Origin of the sequence: Stenotrophomonas sp. B2, from assembly GCF_014947095.1 — a bacterium.
GTDB lineage: Bacteria > Pseudomonadota > Gammaproteobacteria > Xanthomonadales > Xanthomonadaceae > Stenotrophomonas > Stenotrophomonas maltophilia_P.
Genome location: NZ_JADCQA010000001.1, coordinates 102,672 through 121,386 on the forward strand (window position 1 = coordinate 102,672; position 18,715 = coordinate 121,386).

The following is an 18,715-nucleotide window of genomic DNA, read 5'->3' on the forward strand; positions in this document are numbered from 1 at the left end:
CTACCCTGCCGGCGGTCACGACTGGCCTCGCATTGCGATAGGCAGGCCCGCGTCACCGGTTTACCCTGTGCGCATGTCGCATCCAGAAGACGAAGACCCTGCCGCGCTCTTCCGCGCGGCCATCGGCGAAGTGACGCCGCTGCGCAAAGAGGCCGAACCCGCGCCGGCCGCTGCCCGGCCGAAGCCGCGCGCGCGCATGGCCGAACGCGACGAGGCCGAGGCCGCCGGCGAGTTCGCCCGGCTGTTGCGCGACAGCGCACCGCTGGAAGCCGGGGATGTGGCCAGCTACCGGCGCGACGCCCTTCCGCCGCGGCTGTTCCAGCGTCTCAAGCGCGGCCAGTACTCGGTGCAGGACGAGCTGGATCTGCACGGCGCGACCGCAGCGCAGGCCGAGGCCATGCTGCGCCAGTTCCTGCTGGAGGCGCACGCACATGAGTATGGCTGCGTGCGCATCATCCACGGCAAGGGACTGCAATCCGACGGTGGTGCGCCGGTCCTGAAGAATCTGGTCGACCGGCTGCTGCGCCTGCGCAATGATGTGCTTGCCTTCCATTCGGCGCCGACCAGCCAGGGCGGAACGGGTGCCGTACTGGTGCTGCTGTCCCGGCGCTGATGCAATCCGCTCAGGACTGCGCCGCGTCCTCGACCGGCCCGAGCTCGTGCAGGACCGCGGTGGCGTAGCAGCCCGGCGGCAGCGCGAACGACAGCTCAAGCACATCTTCCGCCAGCCACTGGTGCTGCAGCAGCGCAGGACGCAGGCGCAACGCGCGGCGCTCCTGCTTCAGCCGTGCCTCTTCCAGTCCGGCACGCAGCGCCTTCGATTCCTCGTCGTCGAGCGCGCGCAGTTCGAGCTCGCGGGCGGCGCCGGTACTGCGCAGCTCGCCCTCTCCCCACAACGGCGCGCTGGGATGGATATCGAACCCGGCCAGCCGCGCTGCCAGTGCATCGGTGTAAGGCTCCGGACCAAACACGCTGCGGCTGCCATCCAGCATCCACACCTCACCGTCCAGCGGCTGGTCCCAGACACCCTGCTCCACGCGTGCGGCAAGCACGCGATTGAACAGTGCTGAACGCGCAGCCGACAGCAGCAGCGAGCGCTGGTCCTTGCGCATGCGGCGGCCACCGAACATCGCCAGCGCTGCCGGAACGTTGCCGCCATCGCGGCCGAAACGCTGCTCGCCGAACCAGTTCGGCAAACCACGATCGGCAATCTGCTGCAGGCGTTCGCTGATTGCGACCGCATCGCCGCGTACCTGGCGCAGCACCAGCCTGAAACGATTGCCGGCCAGCGCGCCACGCTGCAGCTTGCGGTTGTGCCAGGTTGCATCGAGCACTTCGATATCATCGCTGGCCAGCAGCGCCAGATCCGGCGCGACGCGCTTGGGCAGATGCACACTGAAGCGCTGGGTGGTGACCGCGTGGCGATCCTTCATCCCGGCATAGCTGACCGCCATCTCCGGCAAGCCAGCCCACTTGGCCAGCACCTTGGCCACATGCACGGTGTTGGCACCGCGCTTGCGGACATGCAGCAGCAGATGCTCGCCCTCGCCCGTGGCCTCAAAGGCCGGCAGCTCGTCGACCTGGAAATCCTCCGGCGTGGTGCGGATGCGCGCCTGCAGCAGCGGCGCACCGAACGCGAGCGGCAGCGGAATCATACCGCCACCAGCAGGACCACAGCCTGTGCCGCGATGCCTTCACCGCGACCGGTGAAGCCAAGCTTCTCCGACGTGGTGGCCTTTACGCTGACCGCATCCAGTGGCAGCTGCAACAGTGCCGCGATGCATTCACGCATTGCCAGCGCATGCGGCCCGACCTTCGGTCGTTCACAGATCACGGTGACATCAGAGTTGCCGACGCACCAGCCACGCTCACGCAGGAGAGCGTCGCAGTGGCGGACGAAGTCGCTGCTGTCGGCCCCCTTCCAGCGATCATCGCTGGGCGGAAAGTGCTGGCCGATGTCGCCCAGCGCCAGCGCGCCGAGCATGGCGTCACACAGCGCGTGCAGGATCACGTCGCCATCGCTGTGCGCGAGCACACCGTGGCTGTGCGGCACGCGCACGCCTCCCAGCATGATGTGGTCACCCTCACCAAAGGCGTGGACGTCGTAGCCCTGGCCGATGCGGACGGGCGGGAACGGAGCAGTGCTCATGGATGCAACCCTTGCAGCAGGGCCGCGCGGGCGTTCAGCCGGCGCGGCGGGAAAGTACGAATTCGAAGCGGTCCAGGTCGGCGGGCGTGGTGACCTTGAAGTTGTCCTCGCTGCCTTCAACCAGCAGCGGGCGCTGGCCCTGGCGTTCCATGGCCATGGCTTCGTCGGTGACGTCCACGCCGGACGCAGAGGCGTCAGTCAGCGCGCGGATCAACTGATGGCGGCGGAACAGCTGCGGGGTCAGCGCGCGCCACAGGCGCTCGCGTGGCTCGGTGCCGTCGATGCCACCATCGTCACCGGCCCGCTTCAGGGTGTCGCGTACCGGCGCGGCAAGAATGGCCCCGACCGGATCGGTACGGCCAACCTCCAGCAGGCGGCCCAGGTCGGCCAGCGACAGATTGGGCCGCGCGGCATCGTGCACCAGCACGAACTCATCGGCGCGGACGCTCTCCGGCAGCGCAAGCAGGCCGGCCAGCACGGAGGCGGCGCGGGTCGCCCCGCCCGTGCAGGTCAGCACCGGCTTGCCGGCCCATTCGCTCCAGCCCGGCCAATCCGCGTCATCCTCGCCGATCACCACCATCGCGCCGGCAACGGCCGGGTGGGCCAGCAGTGCCTGCAGGGTGTGGGCCAGCAGCATCTGCCCGCCCGCCTGCAGATACTGCTTGGGCAGTGGCGCACCGAAGCGGGCGCCACGACCGGCAGCGGGAACGACCACCCAGATCGCCGCGCTCATGGCACGTCCGCCGGGTGGTCGCCCGCCTGTTCGGGCATCGGCACCGGCGGCTGCGCCGGACGAACCGGCGCGTCGTCGACCACCCGGTAGAACTTCTCGCCGGGCTTGATCATGCCCAGCTCACTGCGTGCGCGCTCTTCGATGGCGGACTGGCCTTCCTTGAGGTCCTTCACTTCGGCAGCCAGCGCATCATTGCGCTGCTGCAGACCTTCGTTGTCCCGTTCCTGGCCGGCAACCTGGGCTTCGAGCATCATCACTTCCCCCGAATTGCCCGGGCCGAACCAGAAACGGTACTGCAGCCATGCCAGCAGCAGGGCCAGCACCAGCAGCAGCCAGCGCCAATCGCGCATGGCCTCAGCGCTTCAGCGAAACGAACGCGTCACGACCGGCGTAACGCGCGCCGGCACCGAGGGCTTCCTCGATGCGCAGCAGCTGGTTGTACTTGGCCACGCGATCGCTGCGGCACAGCGAGCCGGTCTTGATCTGGGTGGCAGTGGTCGCCACGGCGATGTCGGCGATGGTGGTGTCTTCGGTTTCACCCGAACGGTGCGACACGACAGCGGCGTAACCTGCGCGGTCAGCCATGGCAATCGCTTCCAGGGTTTCACTCAGGGTGCCGATCTGGTTGACCTTGATCAGGATGGCATTGGCAGTACCGGAGTCGATGCCCTCCTGGAAGATCTTCGGATTGGTCACGAACAGGTCATCGCCTACCAGCTGCACCTTCTTGCCGATGCGATCGGTCAGCAGCTTCCAGCCCGCCCAGTCGTTCTCGGCCAGGCCGTCCTCGATGGTGATGATCGGGTACTGCGCGGCCCAGTCGGCAAGGAAGTCGACGAACTGCTCGGAGGTCAGGCGCTTGTTCTCGCCGACCAGGTTGTACTTGCCGTTCTCGAAGAACTCGCTGGAGGCCACGTCCAGACCCAGCAGCACGTCCTCGCCCGCGGTGTAGCCGGCCTTGCCGATCGCTTCGAGAATGGTGTCCAGCGCCTCGACGTTGCTGCGGAAGTCCGGTGCGAAGCCGCCTTCGTCACCGACCGCGGTGCTCAGGCCATGCCCCTTCAGCACCGACTTCAGCGAGTGGAAGATCTCGGTGCCGGCGCGCAGCGCTTCGGAGAACGAAGTGAAGCCGACCGGCAGCACCATGAACTCCTGGAAATCGACGTTGTTGTCGGCATGCGCGCCGCCGTTGATGATGTTCATCATCGGCACCGGCAGAGACGGGGTCACGCCGGTCCTGCCGGCCAGGTACTGCCACAGCGCCTGCTTGCTGGATGCTGCGGCGGCGTGCGCGGCCGCCATCGAGACACCGAGCAGCGCGTTGGCGCCCAGACGGCCCTTGTTCTCGGTGCCATCAAGGTCGATCAGGCGGCGGTCCAGGCCGGACTGGTCGGTGGCCTCGAAGCCCTTCAGCGCGGCAGCGATGGTCGTGTTGACGTTGTCGACAGCCTTGCGCACGCCCTTGCCCAGGTAGCGGGTCTTGTCGCCGTCACGCAGCTCGACCGCTTCCTTTGTGCCGGTCGAGGCGCCGGAGGGAACCGCGGCACGACCGAACGAACCGTCCTCCAGGGTGACTTCGGCTTCCAGCGTGGGGTTGCCACGGCTGTCGAGGATTTCACGGGCGTGGATGCTGCGGATCGTACTCATGGTCGGGCCGGTTACCTGTATGGAGAGGGGGCGACAAAACGAATGCCGCGTGATTATCCCCGGCTGCCCGCCCGTTGCCAAATGGCGTGAACGGCGTCAGCCCCGGCTGGCCCCCGCCCCGGCAGCAGCGGCGATACCAGGAGCACCCGCAAAGCAGCGGCAATGGCCGGACAGACGGCGCCATGCCTGCGCCGCCAGCCTGAGCGCGATCAGGCCCCAGGGCCAATCGCGTGCAGACGTGCTCGCATTCATCAGAGCACCCCGTAGGACAGCGCACCGAGCCACAGCGAAAGCAGGACAACCGCCAGCCCGGCGGCCACCCTGCCGCGATTCAGGCGCCAAGCCAGCACGGCGGCAGCGATGCAGCCGCCGGCAGTCAACAGCTCGCCGGCCAGCAGCGCCATGAAGTACGCCCGCAGATTGAGCACGCTGCTGCCATCACCCGGTGACCGTACGGACGCTGCGCCGATCAGCACCAGACCGAACACGCCCACCGTGAACAACCCCGCCAGGCCCAGTGCGATCAGGCCCCACGGCCACTGTTTCCAGTGCCGGCGGCGACGCTGGGTTTCCAGCGCCGTCCATGGGTCAGACTTCACGCGAAGCGTGAGAAACCGTGCTTCTTGGTCACCGCATCGAGCTCCATCAGCGTTTCGAGCAGTGCTTCCATCTGGTCCAGCGGCCATGCGTTGGGACCGTCGGAGAGGGCCTTGGACGGGTCAGGATGGGTCTCGGCGAACAGACCGGAGATACCCACCGCCACCGCGGCCCGGGCCAACACCGGCACATGTTCGCGCTGGCCGCCGGAGCTGGTGCCCTGCCCACCCGGCAGCTGCACCGAATGGGTGGCGTCGAACACCACCGGGCACCCGGTCTCGCGCATCACCGCCAGCGAACGCATGTCGCTCACCAGATTGTTGTAGCCGAAGCTGGCACCGCGTTCGCAGACCATGATCTGATCGTTACCGGTCGCCTTGGCCTTCTCCACGACCGGCTTCATGTCCCAGGGCGCCAGGAACTGGCCCTTCTTGATGTTGACCGGCTTCCCGGCCGAGCACACCTTGCGGATGAAGTCGGTCTGGCGAACAAGGAATGCCGGGGTCTGCAGCACATCCACGACCGAAGCCACTTCGTCCATCGGGGTGTACTCATGGACGTCGGTCAGCACCGGCACGCCGATCTGCTTCTTGACCTCGGCCAGGACTTTCAGCCCCTCCTCCATGCCCGGGCCGCGGAAAGCGGTACCAGACGTGCGGTTGGCCTTGTCGAAGCTGGACTTGAAGATGAAGTTCACACCGAGCTTGCCGGTGATCTCCTTCAGCTTGCCAGCGGTATCGAGCTGCAACTGCATCGACTCGATCACGCAGGGGCCGGCGATCAGGAACAGGGGCTGGTCCAGCCCCACTTCGAATCCACACAGTTTCATGGCGTTTCCTTAGAGTTGTCCGCTACATCGAACGGGCCGAAGAGTTGTCCGCTACATCGAACGGGCCGATGCACTTGGTTCAAGCGAGCAAGATGGGGCCTGGTGGGCCCCATCGCAAGTCAGGCGCGCGCTTCCTGCAACAACTGGCCACCGGCCTTGCGCTCGCGTGCGGCGCGGATGAAGCCGATGAACAGCGGGTGGCCGTCACGCGGCGTGGACAGGAACTCCGGATGCGCCTGGCAGGCCAGGAACCAGGGATGCGCATCGCGCGGCAGCTCGACCACTTCCACCAGGGTGTCGTCCATCGACTTGCCGGCGATCACCAGGCCGGCGTCTTCCAGCTGGGTGCGGTAACGGTTGTTGAACTCATACCGGTGGCGGTGGCGCTCGGCCACCACGTCCTTGCCGTACAGCTCACGCGCCAGCGTGCCCGGCTTCAGGCGCTGCTCCTGCAGGCCCAGACGCATGGTGCCGCCCAGGTCGCTCTTGTCGTCGCGCTTCTCGACGTCACCGGCAGCGGTGCGCCACTCGGTGATCAGGCCGATCACCGGATTTGGCGACTGGCGATCATTCTCGGTGCTGTTGGCACCTTCGAGGCCGACCACGTTGCGCGCGTAATCGACCACGGCCGCCTGCATGCCGTAGCAGATGCCGAAGTACGGCACCTGGTTCTCGCGGGCGAACTTCGAGGTCAGCACCTTGCCTTCGAAACCACGGTCGCCGAATCCGCCCGGCACCAGGATGCCATCGACATCGGCCAGCGCAGCCATGTCTGTGCCTTCCAGGTCCTGCGCTTCCAGCCACTTCAGATTGACCCGGGTGCGCTGGCGCAGGCCACCATGCTTGAGTGCTTCGCCGACCGACTTGTATGCATCCTGGTGGTCGACGTACTTGCCGACCACGGCGATGGTCACCTCGTCGAGCGGATGCAGCGTGGCGTCGACCGCGTCCTCCCACACCGACAGATCGACAGGACCGGCCTTGTCAGCGAGCTTCAGCTGGTTGACGACAATCTCATCCAGGCCCTGCGCATGCAGTCCCGAAGGGATGCGATACAGCACATCCACGTCCGGCACGCTGATCACAGCGCGTTCGGAAACGTTGGTGAACTGGGCGATCTTGCGACGCTCCGAATCGGGCACGGCCTGCTCCGAACGGCACAACAGCACATCCGGCTGGATGCCGATCGAACGCAGCTCCTTCACCGAGTGCTGGGTCGGCTTGGTCTTCAGTTCGCCGGCCGCGCCGATGTACGGCACCAGGGTGAGGTGCATGAACAGCGCCTTCTCCGGACCACGCTCGGTACGCACCTGGCGGATCGCCTCCAGGAACGGCAGCGATTCGATGTCGCCGACGGTGCCGCCGATCTCGACCAGGGCGACGTCATAGCCTTCGGTGGCTTCGTCGATGCAACGACGGATCTCGTCGGTAATGTGCGGAATGACCTGCACGGTCGCGCCAAGGTAATCGCCGCGACGCTCCTTGCGGATCACGTTCTCGTAGATGCGACCGGTGGTGACCGAATTCTTGCGGCTCAGGCGCGTCCGCACGAACCGCTCGTAGTGGCCCAGATCGAGATCGGTCTCGGCACCGTCATCGGTGACATAGACCTCGCCGTGCTGGAACGGGCTCATAGTGCCCGGATCAACGTTGATGTAGGGGTCGAGCTTCATCATCGTGACCTTCAGGCCACGGGCTTCGAGAATGGCGGCCAGCGACGCAGCGGCAATGCCTTTGCCGAGCGAGGACACCACGCCGCCGGTTACGAAAATCAAGGGAGTCATGGCTGCAAGCATCCTGTCTGGAAATGGAAAACGACAGCGCCACGCACGCCCTGGGGGCGGACATGGCGCTTGAAGGGGGTTTTCCGGTTCGCTGGGGCAGCGAGGGAGGTGCCGATCCGTGCGGCGGCTGGCGCCAGACGGTAACCATCGCGCGAGGTCGGGGCAACCGCGCCGGTCACATCGACCGTCACCTGCGACCCGCATTGCTGGAGGCCACGCATGGCCGTGCCAGCCCATTCGCAAATGGTGGACACGCACTACTCCCGGAAAGCCATAGTTTACAGATAGATGGCCGCCAACCCAAGAGGCTTGTGCAGGCCGACCGAACGAAAAACGCCCCCTTGCGGGGGCGTGGCGTCGCCAGAAGCCCGCTTCTACAGGGCTTCCGTGGGAAAGGGAGGGTGCGCGTGCGCTCAGCGCTTCTTGCGCGCCTCTTCCTCTTCTTCCTGCTGCGGAACCGGCTGGCCCTTGGCCTTCAGCTCCGCATTGGCCTGCGCGCGGCGCTTGGCCTTGGCGTCGGCTTCGGCCTGTGCCTTGTCGGCCTGGTCACCCTGCTGCGGGGCCGGCTGGCCGGCGTTCTGCGCCATCACCAGCGGCACCGCAACGGCGGCAGCGGCCAGGATCGCAATGGTCAGCAACTTCTTCATGGAGTCCTCCTCGCGGTATGGCTGGGACATGGGGACGCTGGCGTCCGGATTCCAGCGGCTGCCATTTTACCCCCTCCCCGGTGGCGAGGCTGAACCGCAGGCGTGCAAATTCGCCGCCCAGACCGCACACTTGCGCGTCGCTCCGCGCTTTAGAACATAGATGAACGCCCGCTATAACGCCGCCGATATTGAAGTCCTGTCCGGCCTTGACCCGGTCAAGCGCCGTCCCGGCATGTATACCGACACCGCGCGCCCCAACCACCTGGCGCAGGAAGTGATCGACAACTCGGTGGACGAGGCCCTCGCCGGCCACGCCCGCTCGATCGAGATCACCCTGTACAAGGACGGCAGCGTGGAGGTCAGCGATGACGGCCGTGGCATGCCGGTGGACATCCATCCGGAAGAGAAGATCCCGGGTGTCGAGCTGATCCTGACCCGCCTGCACGCGGGCGGCAAGTTCAGCAACAACAACTACACCTTCTCCGGCGGCCTGCACGGCGTCGGCGTCAGCGTGGTCAACGCGCTGTCGACCCTGGTGGAGGTGCACATCAAGCGTGAAGGTGCCGAACACCGCATCACCTTCCGTAACGGTGACCGCGCCACGCCGCTGGAAGTGGTGGGCACGGTCGGCAAGAAGAACACGGGCACCCGCGTGCGCTTCTGGCCGGACCCGAAGTACTTCGATACACCGAAGTTCGCGGTGCGCGCGCTCAAGCATCTGCTGCGCGCCAAGGCGGTGTTGTGCCCGGGCCTGACCGTGAAGCTGACCGACGAAGCCACCGGCGAAGTCGACACCTGGTACTACGAGGACGGCCTGCGCGACTACCTGAAGCTGGAGCTGGGCGAGCGCGAAATGCTGCCGGCCGACCTGTTCGTCGGCAACCTGAAGAAGGACACCGAAGTGGTGGACTGGGCCGTGGCCTGGCTGCCGGAAGGCGAGCTGGTCCAGGAAAGCTACGTCAACCTGATCCCGACTGCCCAGCACGGTACCCACGTCAACGGCCTGCGCACCGGCTTGACCGAGGCGCTCCGCGAGTTCTGCGACTTCCGCAACCTGCTGCCGCGTGGCGTGAAGCTGGCGCCGGAGGACGTGTGGGACCGCGTGTCGTTCGTGCTGTCGCTGAAAATGACCGATCCGCAGTTCAGCGGGCAGACCAAGGAACGCCTGTCCTCGCGGCAGGCCGCCGGTTTCGTGGAAGGTGCCGCGCACGATGCATTCAGCCTGCTGCTGAACCAGAACGTGGAACTGGGCGAGAAGATCGCGCAGATCGCCATCGAGCGCGCCAGCGCACGCCTGAAGACCGAAAAGCTGGTGGTCCGCAAGAAGGTCACCCAGGGCCCTGCCCTGCCGGGCAAGCTGGCCGACTGCATCAGCCAGGACCTGTCGCGTACCGAACTGTTCCTGGTGGAAGGTGATTCGGCAGGCGGCAGCGCCAAGCAGGCACGCGACAAGGATTTCCAGGCGATCATGCCGCTGCGCGGCAAGATCCTGAACACCTGGGAAGTCTCCTCCAACAGCGTGCTGGCCTCGGAAGAAGTGCACAACCTGGCCATCGCCATCGGCTGCGATCCGGGCAAGGATGACATCAGCGGCCTGCGCTACGGCAAGGTGGTGATCCTGGCCGACGCCGACTCGGACGGCCTGCACATCGCCACCCTGTTGACGGCGCTGTTCCTGAAGCACTTCCCGGCGCTGGTCGACGCTGGCCACGTGTTCGTGGCAATGCCACCGCTGTTCCGCATCGACGTGGGCAAGCAGGTCTTCTACGCACTGGACGAGGAAGAAAAGCGCTCCATGCTGGACAAGATCGAGCGCGAGAAGATCAAGGGCGCGGTCAACGTGACCCGGTTCAAGGGCCTGGGCGAAATGAACCCGTCGCAGCTGCGTGAGTCCACCATCCACCCGGACACCCGTCGCCTGGTGCAGCTGACCGTGGACGATCGCGAGCAGACCCGTTCGCTGATGGACATGCTGCTGGCCAAGAAGCGGGCGTCTGACCGCAAGGGCTGGCTGGAGACCAAGGGCGATCTGGCGTCGCTGGAAGTCTGACCCCAGCGCGGGCCGGGGCCGTTTCCTGTCGGGAAACGGCTCTGGCTGCATGGCCTGGCAGTACCGGTTCAGGCCGCCCACCGGGGCATTACACCCCCATCGGCAAACCCTGCGGGTCCATAATGCGCGCTCATCCGCGTGGACCACCGCATTGCCCAGCCACTCGCTGCTGTTCCCCGGCCTGCCGCTGCACAGCACGCGGCTGGTCCTGAGCCCGATCCGTCGTGATGACGCTGCTGCGTTGTTCACGCTGCAATCCAACCCGGCGGTGATGCGCTGGTGGAACCATCCTGCCTGGACACGGCCGGGCGAAGCCCGCGAACAGATCGACGACGACCTCGCCGCACACGCCATCGGCACCCAGCTCAAGCTGGCCGTGCGCGAATCGCTGGAAGGGCCGTTGCTGGGCATCTGCGTGGTGTTTGCCGTCGATCGCGATGCTGCGCGTGCCGAGATCGGCTATCTGCTGGCACCTGAGGTCCAGGGCCGGGGCTACATGCATGAGGCGTTGCAGCAGGTGCTGGCCTACCTGTTCCGGACGCTGCGCCTGCATCGCGTCGAAGCCGAGATCGATCCGCGCAATGCGGCCTCCGCGCACGTGCTTGAACGCCTCGGCTTCCATCGTGAGGGCCTCCTGCGCCAACGCTGGCGCATCCAGGGCGAGTTGGCGGACTCGGCTGTGTACGGGCTGCTGGCCGATGACGAAGCCGCGAGCGCCCTGCCCACTTGACCCAATCTGGCCGCAACCGACGACAACGCCCGGCCATGGCTTTGGACACATACGGCGCGGCACCCTGGAGGCCTAGCATCGAAACCCCCTTCCGCTGCCGATCCGGTGCCATGAAGTTCCTGCTGCACACTGCCGCGCTCTGCGTCGGCCTGCTCATTGCTCCTGCCAGCGTGCTGGCCGCGCCCGCCGCCGAATCCAAGCCCGACGCCAGGGACGACAAGACCGAAGCACCTGCGCTGCCGGCCGACGCCTCCACCCGCCAGAGCATCCGCCTGGCGGGCCGCACGCTCGACTACACCGCCACCGTGGGGACCCTGCCGGTACGTGACGAGAAGGGCAAGGTGATCGCCGATGTGGTGTTCACCGCCTACACGATGCCCGGCAAGGACCGGCCGGTGACCTTCGCGCTCAACGGCGGGCCCGGCGCGTCCTCGGTGTATCTCAATCTGGGCGCCATCGGCCCGAAGGTCGTGACTTTCGGCTCGGAGGGCGACAGCGCGTCGGCGCCGGCCACGCTGCACGACAATCCGGGAACGTGGCTGGACTTCACCGACCTGGTCTTCATCGACCCGGTCGGCACCGGCTTCAGCCGTGCCCGCATCGGCGATGACGAAGCCAAGAAGGCGCTGTACAACCCCAGTGCCGACATCGAGTACCTGTCGCGATCGATCTACGACTGGTTGCTGCGCAACCAGCGCATGGCGTCGCGCAAGTATCTCACCGGTGAGAGCTACGGTGGCTACCGCGGCCCACGCATCACCCACTACCTGCAGACGCGGCTGGGCGTTGCGATGAACGGCCTGGTGCTGGTCTCGCCGTACCTGAGCCCGACCCTGGAAGACAACGCCGACGTCTCGCCGATGGCGTGGATGCAGACGCTGCCGTCGATCGCAGCGGCGCACCTGGAGCGCCAGGGCCGCCTGACCGACGCGGCGATGCGTGAGGTGATCGAGTACACCCGCGGCGATTACGCCACCGCCCTGATGAAGGGCCGCAGCGATCCGCAGGCCACCGAGGCGATGCTGCGCCGGGTCACCGAGCTGACCGGGCTGGACCCGCAGTTCGTGCGTCGTGCCGGCGGCCGCCTGGAAACCCAGGCCTATCTGCGCGAAGTGTTCCGCGACAAGGGCACGCTGGGCAGCCGCTACGACTCGAACGTGACGGCGTTTGATCCGTTCCCGAACGATCCGGAACAGCGCGCCAACGATCCCCTGCTCGACAGCATCATCGCGCCGACCACCACCGCGATGGTCGACTTCGTCACCCGCGTGGTGGGCTGGAAGGTCGATGCGCGCTACCAGGCATTGAACTACGAGGTGAACCGGCTGTGGGACCGCAACGGCGACCTGCGCCAGGGTGCGGTGACCCAGCTGCGCCAGGCGGTGGCGATCGATCCGAATCTGCAGGTGCTGATCGCGCACGGCTGGAATGACCTGTCATGCCCGTTCATGGGCTCGATCCTGACCGTGGACCAGATGCCGGCGATGGGCAGCAACCCGGACCGCGTGCAGGTGCGCAGCTACCCGGGCGGGCACATGTTCTACAGCCGTGCCGACAGCCAGGCGGCATTCCGCAAGGATGTGCAGGCACTGTTCCAGCGCAACTAAGGGGTTCGGCCGGGCCTGTGGCCCGGCGCCCGCTGACGGCAACGGCAACGGCAACGGCAAAAGCCGGGTTTCCGTGGGCTGGCGAGGTTCCTGCTGCTGTTGGTGGGTGTCGACCTTGGTCGACACGCTGGATACGGAAAAACGATCTGCCCATGAAAAAAGCCCGCCGGAATCCGGCGGGCTTTTTCATTTCCGGGGTCAGATCCCTATCTGCAGGGAAAGGGCTCTGACCCCAGGGTTGCTGGCATCAGGTCCAGCCGAACAGCTCGAACAGCTTCAGGATCAGGTACGCACAGCCGCCTGCCGCCGGGATGGTCAGGATCCAGGCCCAGACGATGCGCTCGATCACGCCGAACTTCAGCGAACGCGGATTCTTGGCAAAGCCCACGCCCATGATCGCGGTGGAGATGCTGTGCGTGGTCGAGACCGGCATGCCGAAATGGGCGGCCAGGGTCAGGATGGTGGCCGAGCTGGTCTCCGCCGCGAAGCCGTGGATCGGATGCAGTTTGACCATCTTGTGGCCCAGCGTCTTGATGATCTTCCAGCCACCCGAAGCCGTACCGGCGGCCATCACCACCGCACAGGTCAGCACGATCCACATCGCGATGCCGTCACCGGCCTGCGCATCCGGGTGCATGAAGGCCAGCCAGGACGGCAGGTTGTCCAGTGCACCGGTGGCTTCGGCACCGATCAGGGTCATGGCGATGATGCCCATGGTCTTCTGTGCGTCGTTGTGCCCGTGTGCGAAGCCCATGTAGGCGGCCGAGACGATCTGCGCCTTGCCGAAGAAGGCATTGACCCAGCGCGGACGGGCCAGGCGGCCAATCGCACCACCGATCCTGGCCAGACCCGCAATCAGGCCCCACAGCAGCACCATCACCACGATGCCCAGCAGGAAGCCGGCAATCGGCGAGGTGATCATCGGCACGAACACCTTCCACAGCAGGCCCTTGTTCTGCGCCCAGCTGCCGAGCCGCTCGGACCAGATCAGCGCATCCCAGTTGTTGTGGGCGGCCGCCAGGCCGGCGCCGCACAGGCCACCGATCAGGGCGTGCGAGGACGAGGACGGCAGTCCCTTCCACCAGGTGATCAGGTTCCAGATGATGCCGCCCAGCAGGGCGCACAGGATCACCTGCGGGGTGACATCGACCACGTTGGTGTTGAGCAGGCCCGACGCAATGGTCAGCGCGACCGCGGTACCGGTCAGGGCACCGATCAGGTTCATGAAGGCGGCGAGCATCACCGCCCAGCCGGGCGAGAGCACCTTGGTCGCCACCACGGTGGCGATGGAGTTGGCGGTGTCGTGGAAGCCGTTGATGAACTCGAAGACGAGCGCAGCCAGGATCACCACCAGGACGAGGGTCAACATGCGGCGGCGTCCGTCAGCTGTTCTTCAGCACGATCTGGTACGCCACCACGCCGGCCTCGCGGCAACGGTCGATGGCTTTTTCCAGGATCTCGAAGAATTCCTTGAGCAGGAACATCTGCAGGTTGTCCAGGCGCCCGGAATAGATGTCACGGTACAGCTCCAGCATCAGCCGGTCGGCCTCGTTCTCCAGCGAGCGCAGCTTCTCGTTGAGCGCGGTCATCCGGTCCAGGTTCATGTGGCGCAGGTCGGCCACCATCTCCACCACCACGCCGGCGGCCTGCTCCAGCATCGCCGCGCGCGGCGCGAAGTCGATGTGCTCCAGGTGGGTCGTGGCCAGCGAATAGCGATCGGCGAACTTCTCGATCTGCTTGGGGATCTTGTACAGCGCCGACCCCAGCGCTTCGATGTCTTCACGCTCGATCGGCGTCATGAAGCTGTCCACCAGCGCCTGGCTGATCTTGTCCGACGCCGCGCGCTCGCGCAGGCGGGCCAGCTTGAAGGCGTCCAGCGCGGGCTGGCGGTCGGCCTCGCGCAGCATGGAATGCAGCGCCTTGGCGGCGTCGGAGGCCGCGACGGCAGCCTCATCGAGCAGGGTGTAGAACTGTTTGCCGGAACCGAAAATGGTCTGCAGAGAGAACATTGAGAAACCTGTCAGCCGTCGCGGGAAGGACGGCACCGGACGGAATTATGACGGCTAGATGACCATCTCGGGTATCCCCGCCCCCTTTCCGGGGGTGGAACCCGCCAACCTGAACAGGCAGTTGCCACCTTGCCACGGCCCTTTGCTAAGATGCCAGCGCGCCCTCGGGCGCACCTTATGGACGACGACCCTTATCCCCCAGCGCCGCGCCGGACTCTGCTCCTGAGCGCCTGCCGCCATCGCAAGCACCCGCCCTCCCTGCCACCAACCGGGGACGACGCCCGTGTTTGAAATGATCCTGATTGTCTTCGCGCTGGTTCTGTTGAACGGCTTCTTCGCCATGTCCGAGATGTCGGTCATGACCTCGCGCAAGAGCCGTCTCAAGCAGATGGCCGGCAGCTCCAAGCGCGCCGCCAAGGCCCTGGAGCTGTCCGAAAAGCCCGAGAGCTTCCTGTCCACGGTCCAGATCGGCATCACTGTCATCGGCGTGCTGACCGGCTACCTGGGCGGCGATGCCATCGGCGACGCCATCGCCGGCTGGCTGCAGGGCCTGATGCCCGGCTTCGCCTACGCCTCCCAGGTCGGCACCACGCTGGCCGTGACCCTCATCACCTTCGTGACCCTGATCTTTGGTGAGCTGGTGCCCAAGCGGCTGGCCCTGACCCGCTCCGAGGCCATTGCCAGCCTGGTGGCCATGCCGATGAGCTGGCTGGCCAAACTGGCCCTGCCCTTCGTCTGGCTGCTGTCCAGGACGACCCAGCTGGTGCTGAAGGCACTTGGCCTGGGCAAGGACGAAGCCGCCTCGGTGACCGAAGAGGAGATCCGCATGCTGGTGGCCGAAAGCCACGAGGCAGGTGTGATCGATACCCATGAGCGCGACATGATGAACCGCGTGATGCGGCTGGGCGATCGCACCGCCGACAGCCTGATGACGCCGCGCAACCGGATCGCCTGGCTGGACACGCAGGCCGGCCTGGACCGCAACCTGGAAATCATGGCCGAGCATGAGTTCTCGCGCTATCCGGTCTATCGCGACAACGACATGGATGTGGTCGGTGTGCTTGAACTGAAATCGCTGGCGACCCGCATGGCACGCGGCGACAACGCGCTGTTCCAGACCCTGCGCGAGCCGTTGTACGTTTCCGAGTCCACCCATGCGATGAAGCTGCTGGAGATCTTCCGGGAAGAACAGCAGTCGATGGCGCTGGTCGTCGACGAATACGGCGAGATCCAGGGACTGGTCACCATCAGCGACCTGATGGGCGCAGTGGTCGGCCGCCTGCAGGCGGTGGAGAATGCCGACGAGGACGCACTGGTGGTGACCCGTGAGGACGGCTCGCTGCTGGTGGACGGCTCGCTGCCGGTGGACGACCTCCGCGAGCTGATCGGCAGCAACGAGCTTCCCGACGCCGAAGAGGGCGACTACTACACCCTGGCCGGCATGTGCATCCACTACTTCGGCCGCATCCCGCACGCGGGCGAGTACTTCGACTGGGCCGGCTGGCGCTTCGAGATCGTCGACCTGGACGGTGCACGTGTGGACAAGCTGCTGCTGCGCACGCTGTCGGACGAGCAGGCCGATGAGCTCACCGCCTGAGTCCGGCCCGCGCGACGCAGCACCTGCCTATCGCAACGAAGGCATCCGCACGCTGCTGGAAATGTTCGCCTGGGGTGATCCGGCCCAGCACATGAAGCTGGGCCAGATCCTGCAGGATCTGCAGCAGAGCGCCTTCGGCGTTTTCCTGTTCGTGGCGATCCTGCCGTCGTTCATCCCGATTCCGGGGCTGGGCGGTGCGGTCAGTGGCCCCCTGGTGATCCTCATCGGCCTGCAGATGCTGTGCTGCATGCGGCGCCCCTGGCTGCCGGGCTTCATTGCCCGCCGCGGGCCGAAGCGCGGCACCATGCACCGGTTCCTGGACCGCATCGACCGCCCGCTGCGGCGCTTGGACCGCATGCTCAAGCCACGCCTGCCGCAGCTGCTCAAGCCGCTGCCGGCTCACGCGTTCACCGGCGCACTGCTGGTCCTGCTGGGCATCCTGCTGTCGCTACCGATCCCGTTCACCAACTATCTGTTCGGCTTCCAGCTGCTGCTGTTCTCCCTGGCCCTGCTCGAGCGCGACGGCGCGCTGATGCTGGTCAACTGGATCGGAGCATTGGCGGCAATCGCGTTCTTTGGTTTCAGTTCCGGCCAACTGGTGAGCTACACCGTCGAACTGTTCCAGCGCTGGTTCTGAACCGGGCCCATCAACGCAGGTCGACGAAACCGTTGTCGGCAAGCTGGCCTGGCTCATCCTGTACCGCAGACAGCACGAACGTCAGCGCCCTGCCCAGCAGCGTGCCCGGTCCATCCCAGTACTCGGCCGATTCAGCCTGCACGTGGATGAGCCGAAGGTTCGGATCGTCCTTGCCGCCGGGGAAGAACAGCTTCATCGCTGGCGACCACAGCGCTTCCACCTTGGCCCGATCGTCGACGATGCGCGCATTGCCCGCCACGGACACATAGGTGTTCTTCGACGTCGAAGCGTAGGCCACGTTGACCCGCGGATTGAGCGCGATTTCCGCCACTTTCGGGCTGTCGGCTGCAGTAGCGAACCAGAGGTCACCATCGAAGGCGACCTGCTGGGTGCCGAGCGGACGGCTGTACAGGCGACCATCCACACCGACCGTAGTGAACATCGCCACCTCCACGTCCTTGATCAGTTCGGCCAGCTGGGCGATGTGTTCTGCGCGGGAATCCGACATGGGGAGCTCCAGGGGTAGGGAGCCCCCATCAGACGCGGAAGGTCTGCAATGCGCCGTGATGCAATCGTTCAGCCCGCGTGGCGATCGTGCCACGCCCGCATGGTCAGCTCGAACGAGCGCAGCCTCGCGCGATGGTCATACAGATTGGCGGTGAGCATCAGTTCGTCAGGTCGATGGCGTTGGACGAACGCGGCGATACCCTCGGCCACCTGCTGCGGATCACCCAGCACCGTGCACGCCAATGCCCGCTCGACACCCAGTTTTTCGTGCGGCTCCCAGAACGATTCGATGTCGTCGATCGGTGCCGGGATCTTGCCGGGACGCCCCCGGCGCAGATTGACGAAGCTCTGCTGCTGGCTGGTGAACAGGCGGCGCGATTCGGCTTCGCTGTCGCTGGCCACCACGTTCAATGCCAGCATCGCGTGCGGTTGCTTCAACGTGGCCGAAGGACGGAATTCGCGGCGGTAGACTGCCAGCGCCTCATCCATCGCGTCCGGGGCGAAGTGCGAGGCGAAGGCGTACGGCAGCCCCATCGATGCCGCCATGCGCGCACCGAACAGGCTGGAACCCAGTATCCACGTCGGCACCCGCAGGCCGCCGCCAGGCACGGCCTGCACCGCCTGACCGGGCTGGACCGGCTCGAAGTAATGCAGCAGCTCACGCACATCCTGCGGGAACTGGTCAGCGCTGTCGAAATAGCGCCGCAGCGCGCGGGCGGTCGGCTGGTCGGTGCCGGGCGCCCGCCCCAGCCCCAGATCGATGCGGTCCGGATAGAGCGAGGCCAGCGTGCCGAACTGCTCGGCCACCTGCAGCGGCGCATGGTTGGGCAGCATGATGCCGCCTGCACCGACACGGATGCGCTGCGTGCCACCGGCAACGTGCCCGATCAGCACGGCGGTGGCCGCGCTGGCGATACCGGGCATGTTGTGGTGTTCGGCCAGCCAGTAGCGGCGGTAGCCCAGCGCATCGGCATGCTGGGCCAGTGCCAGCATGTTGGAGAAGGCGGCGGTGGTATCGCTGCCCTCGCAGACCGGGGCCAGGTCGAGGATCGAAAACGGGATCATCAGGCGGTTTCCGTCAAAAGATCCCCTCTGCATGGGGTCGGCCCGGCACGGCGGCCAGTGCCGGTGGCGGGACGCTGATTCCTGCCGGGCGGGTCAGCTCCCCAGGTGGACCGGACAGCCGTGCACG

General features: G+C 66.2%; 19 protein-coding genes. 6 read left to right on the forward strand and 13 right to left on the reverse strand.

Going from position 1 to position 18,715, the window contains the following annotated elements:
- Positions 1 to 73: 73 nt before the first annotated feature.
- Complete coding sequence (locus IMX13_RS00530) at positions 74 to 613, forward strand: Smr/MutS family protein (RefSeq protein WP_065181254.1); 540 nt, start codon at positions 74 to 76, stop codon at positions 611 to 613.
- Between the two features lie 10 nt (positions 614 to 623).
- Here the strand turns inward: IMX13_RS00530 and truD are convergent, their stop codons facing one another.
- From truD to IMX13_RS00575, 9 genes are all read right to left on the reverse strand, one after another.
- Positions 624 to 1,655, reverse strand: a complete 1,032-nt coding sequence (gene truD / locus IMX13_RS00535) for a tRNA pseudouridine(13) synthase TruD (protein ID WP_164152232.1) — start codon at positions 1,653 to 1,655, stop codon at positions 624 to 626.
- Positions 1,652 to 2,149: a 2-C-methyl-D-erythritol 2,4-cyclodiphosphate synthase gene (gene ispF / locus IMX13_RS00540; RefSeq protein ID WP_164152231.1), complete on the reverse strand. Its 498-nt coding sequence runs from the start codon at positions 2,147 to 2,149 to the stop codon at positions 1,652 to 1,654. Before ispF ends, truD begins: the two co-directional genes overlap by 4 nt.
- A 34-nt stretch (positions 2,150 to 2,183) precedes the next feature.
- Complete coding sequence (gene ispD / locus IMX13_RS00545) at positions 2,184 to 2,882, reverse strand: 2-C-methyl-D-erythritol 4-phosphate cytidylyltransferase (protein WP_193395538.1); 699 nt, start codon at positions 2,880 to 2,882, stop codon at positions 2,184 to 2,186.
- Positions 2,879 to 3,232, reverse strand: a complete 354-nt coding sequence (gene ftsB / locus IMX13_RS00550) for a cell division protein FtsB (RefSeq protein ID WP_053519725.1) — start codon at positions 3,230 to 3,232, stop codon at positions 2,879 to 2,881. Before ftsB ends, ispD begins: the two co-directional genes overlap by 4 nt.
- 4 nt (positions 3,233 to 3,236) lie before the next feature.
- The gene (eno, locus tag IMX13_RS00555) at positions 3,237 to 4,529 is read right to left on the reverse strand and encodes a phosphopyruvate hydratase (protein ID WP_053519724.1); all 1,293 of its coding nucleotides are present in this window, start codon (positions 4,527 to 4,529) and stop codon (positions 3,237 to 3,239) included.
- 251 nt (positions 4,530 to 4,780) lie between these two features.
- Positions 4,781 to 5,128, reverse strand: a complete 348-nt coding sequence (locus IMX13_RS00560) for a hypothetical protein (protein ID WP_053519723.1) — start codon at positions 5,126 to 5,128, stop codon at positions 4,781 to 4,783.
- Entirely contained in the window at positions 5,125 to 5,955 is an 831-nt protein-coding gene (kdsA, locus tag IMX13_RS00565; RefSeq protein WP_053519722.1) for a 3-deoxy-8-phosphooctulonate synthase, read from the reverse strand. Before kdsA ends, IMX13_RS00560 begins: the two co-directional genes overlap by 4 nt.
- 119 nt (positions 5,956 to 6,074) lie before the next feature.
- Positions 6,075 to 7,739 carry a CTP synthase gene (locus IMX13_RS00570; protein ID WP_065174923.1) on the reverse strand — a complete coding sequence of 555 codons (1,665 nt, stop codon included), beginning with the start codon at positions 7,737 to 7,739 and terminating at the stop codon, positions 6,075 to 6,077.
- A gap of 413 nt (positions 7,740 to 8,152) precedes the next feature.
- Positions 8,153 to 8,386 (reverse strand): hypothetical protein, encoded by a 234-nt coding sequence (locus IMX13_RS00575; RefSeq protein ID WP_053519720.1) that lies wholly within the window; start codon positions 8,384 to 8,386, stop codon positions 8,153 to 8,155.
- A gap of 160 nt (positions 8,387 to 8,546) precedes the next feature.
- On the opposite strand from IMX13_RS00575, the gene parE reads away from it, so the two are divergent.
- The 3 genes from parE (at position 8,547) to IMX13_RS00590 (ending at position 12,773) form a co-directional block, all read left to right on the forward strand.
- A complete protein-coding gene (parE, locus tag IMX13_RS00580; RefSeq protein ID WP_053519719.1) occupies positions 8,547 to 10,436 on the forward strand; it encodes a DNA topoisomerase IV subunit B in 1,890 nt (629 codons plus the stop codon).
- 151 nt (positions 10,437 to 10,587) lie between these two features.
- The gene (locus IMX13_RS00585; RefSeq protein ID WP_053519739.1) at positions 10,588 to 11,166 is read left to right on the forward strand and encodes a GNAT family protein; all 579 of its coding nucleotides are present in this window, start codon (positions 10,588 to 10,590) and stop codon (positions 11,164 to 11,166) included.
- 110 nt (positions 11,167 to 11,276) lie between these two features.
- Positions 11,277 to 12,773 (forward strand): S10 family peptidase, encoded by a 1,497-nt coding sequence (locus IMX13_RS00590; protein WP_193395539.1) that lies wholly within the window; start codon positions 11,277 to 11,279, stop codon positions 12,771 to 12,773.
- Between the two features lie 247 nt (positions 12,774 to 13,020).
- Here IMX13_RS00590 and IMX13_RS00595 read toward each other — a convergent pair whose 3' ends face one another.
- Positions 13,021 to 14,142: an inorganic phosphate transporter gene (locus IMX13_RS00595; protein WP_053519810.1), complete on the reverse strand. Its 1,122-nt coding sequence runs from the start codon at positions 14,140 to 14,142 to the stop codon at positions 13,021 to 13,023.
- Positions 14,143 to 14,155: 13 nt separating this feature from the next.
- Positions 14,156 to 14,782, reverse strand: a complete 627-nt coding sequence (locus IMX13_RS00600; protein ID WP_004152833.1) for a DUF47 family protein — start codon at positions 14,780 to 14,782, stop codon at positions 14,156 to 14,158.
- A gap of 292 nt (positions 14,783 to 15,074) precedes the next feature.
- Here IMX13_RS00600 and IMX13_RS00605 point away from each other — a divergent pair, with 292 nt between their 5' ends.
- A complete protein-coding gene (locus tag IMX13_RS00605; protein WP_053519809.1) occupies positions 15,075 to 16,379 on the forward strand; it encodes a hemolysin family protein in 1,305 nt (434 codons plus the stop codon).
- Positions 16,363 to 17,016, forward strand: coding sequence for an exopolysaccharide biosynthesis protein (locus tag IMX13_RS00610; RefSeq protein WP_053519808.1), 654 nt, complete (start codon positions 16,363 to 16,365; stop codon positions 17,014 to 17,016). Before IMX13_RS00605 ends, IMX13_RS00610 begins: the two co-directional genes overlap by 17 nt.
- A gap of 10 nt (positions 17,017 to 17,026) precedes the next feature.
- On the opposite strand, the gene IMX13_RS00615 is transcribed toward IMX13_RS00610, so the two are convergent.
- Together IMX13_RS00615 and IMX13_RS00620 are read right to left on the reverse strand one after the other, a co-directional pair.
- Positions 17,027 to 17,524, reverse strand: a complete 498-nt coding sequence (locus tag IMX13_RS00615) for a pyridoxamine 5'-phosphate oxidase family protein (RefSeq protein ID WP_053519807.1) — start codon at positions 17,522 to 17,524, stop codon at positions 17,027 to 17,029.
- A 68-nt stretch (positions 17,525 to 17,592) separates the two neighbouring features.
- Positions 17,593 to 18,588: an LLM class flavin-dependent oxidoreductase gene (locus tag IMX13_RS00620; RefSeq protein ID WP_193395540.1), complete on the reverse strand. Its 996-nt coding sequence runs from the start codon at positions 18,586 to 18,588 to the stop codon at positions 17,593 to 17,595.
- Between the last annotated feature and the right edge of the window lie 127 nt (positions 18,589 to 18,715).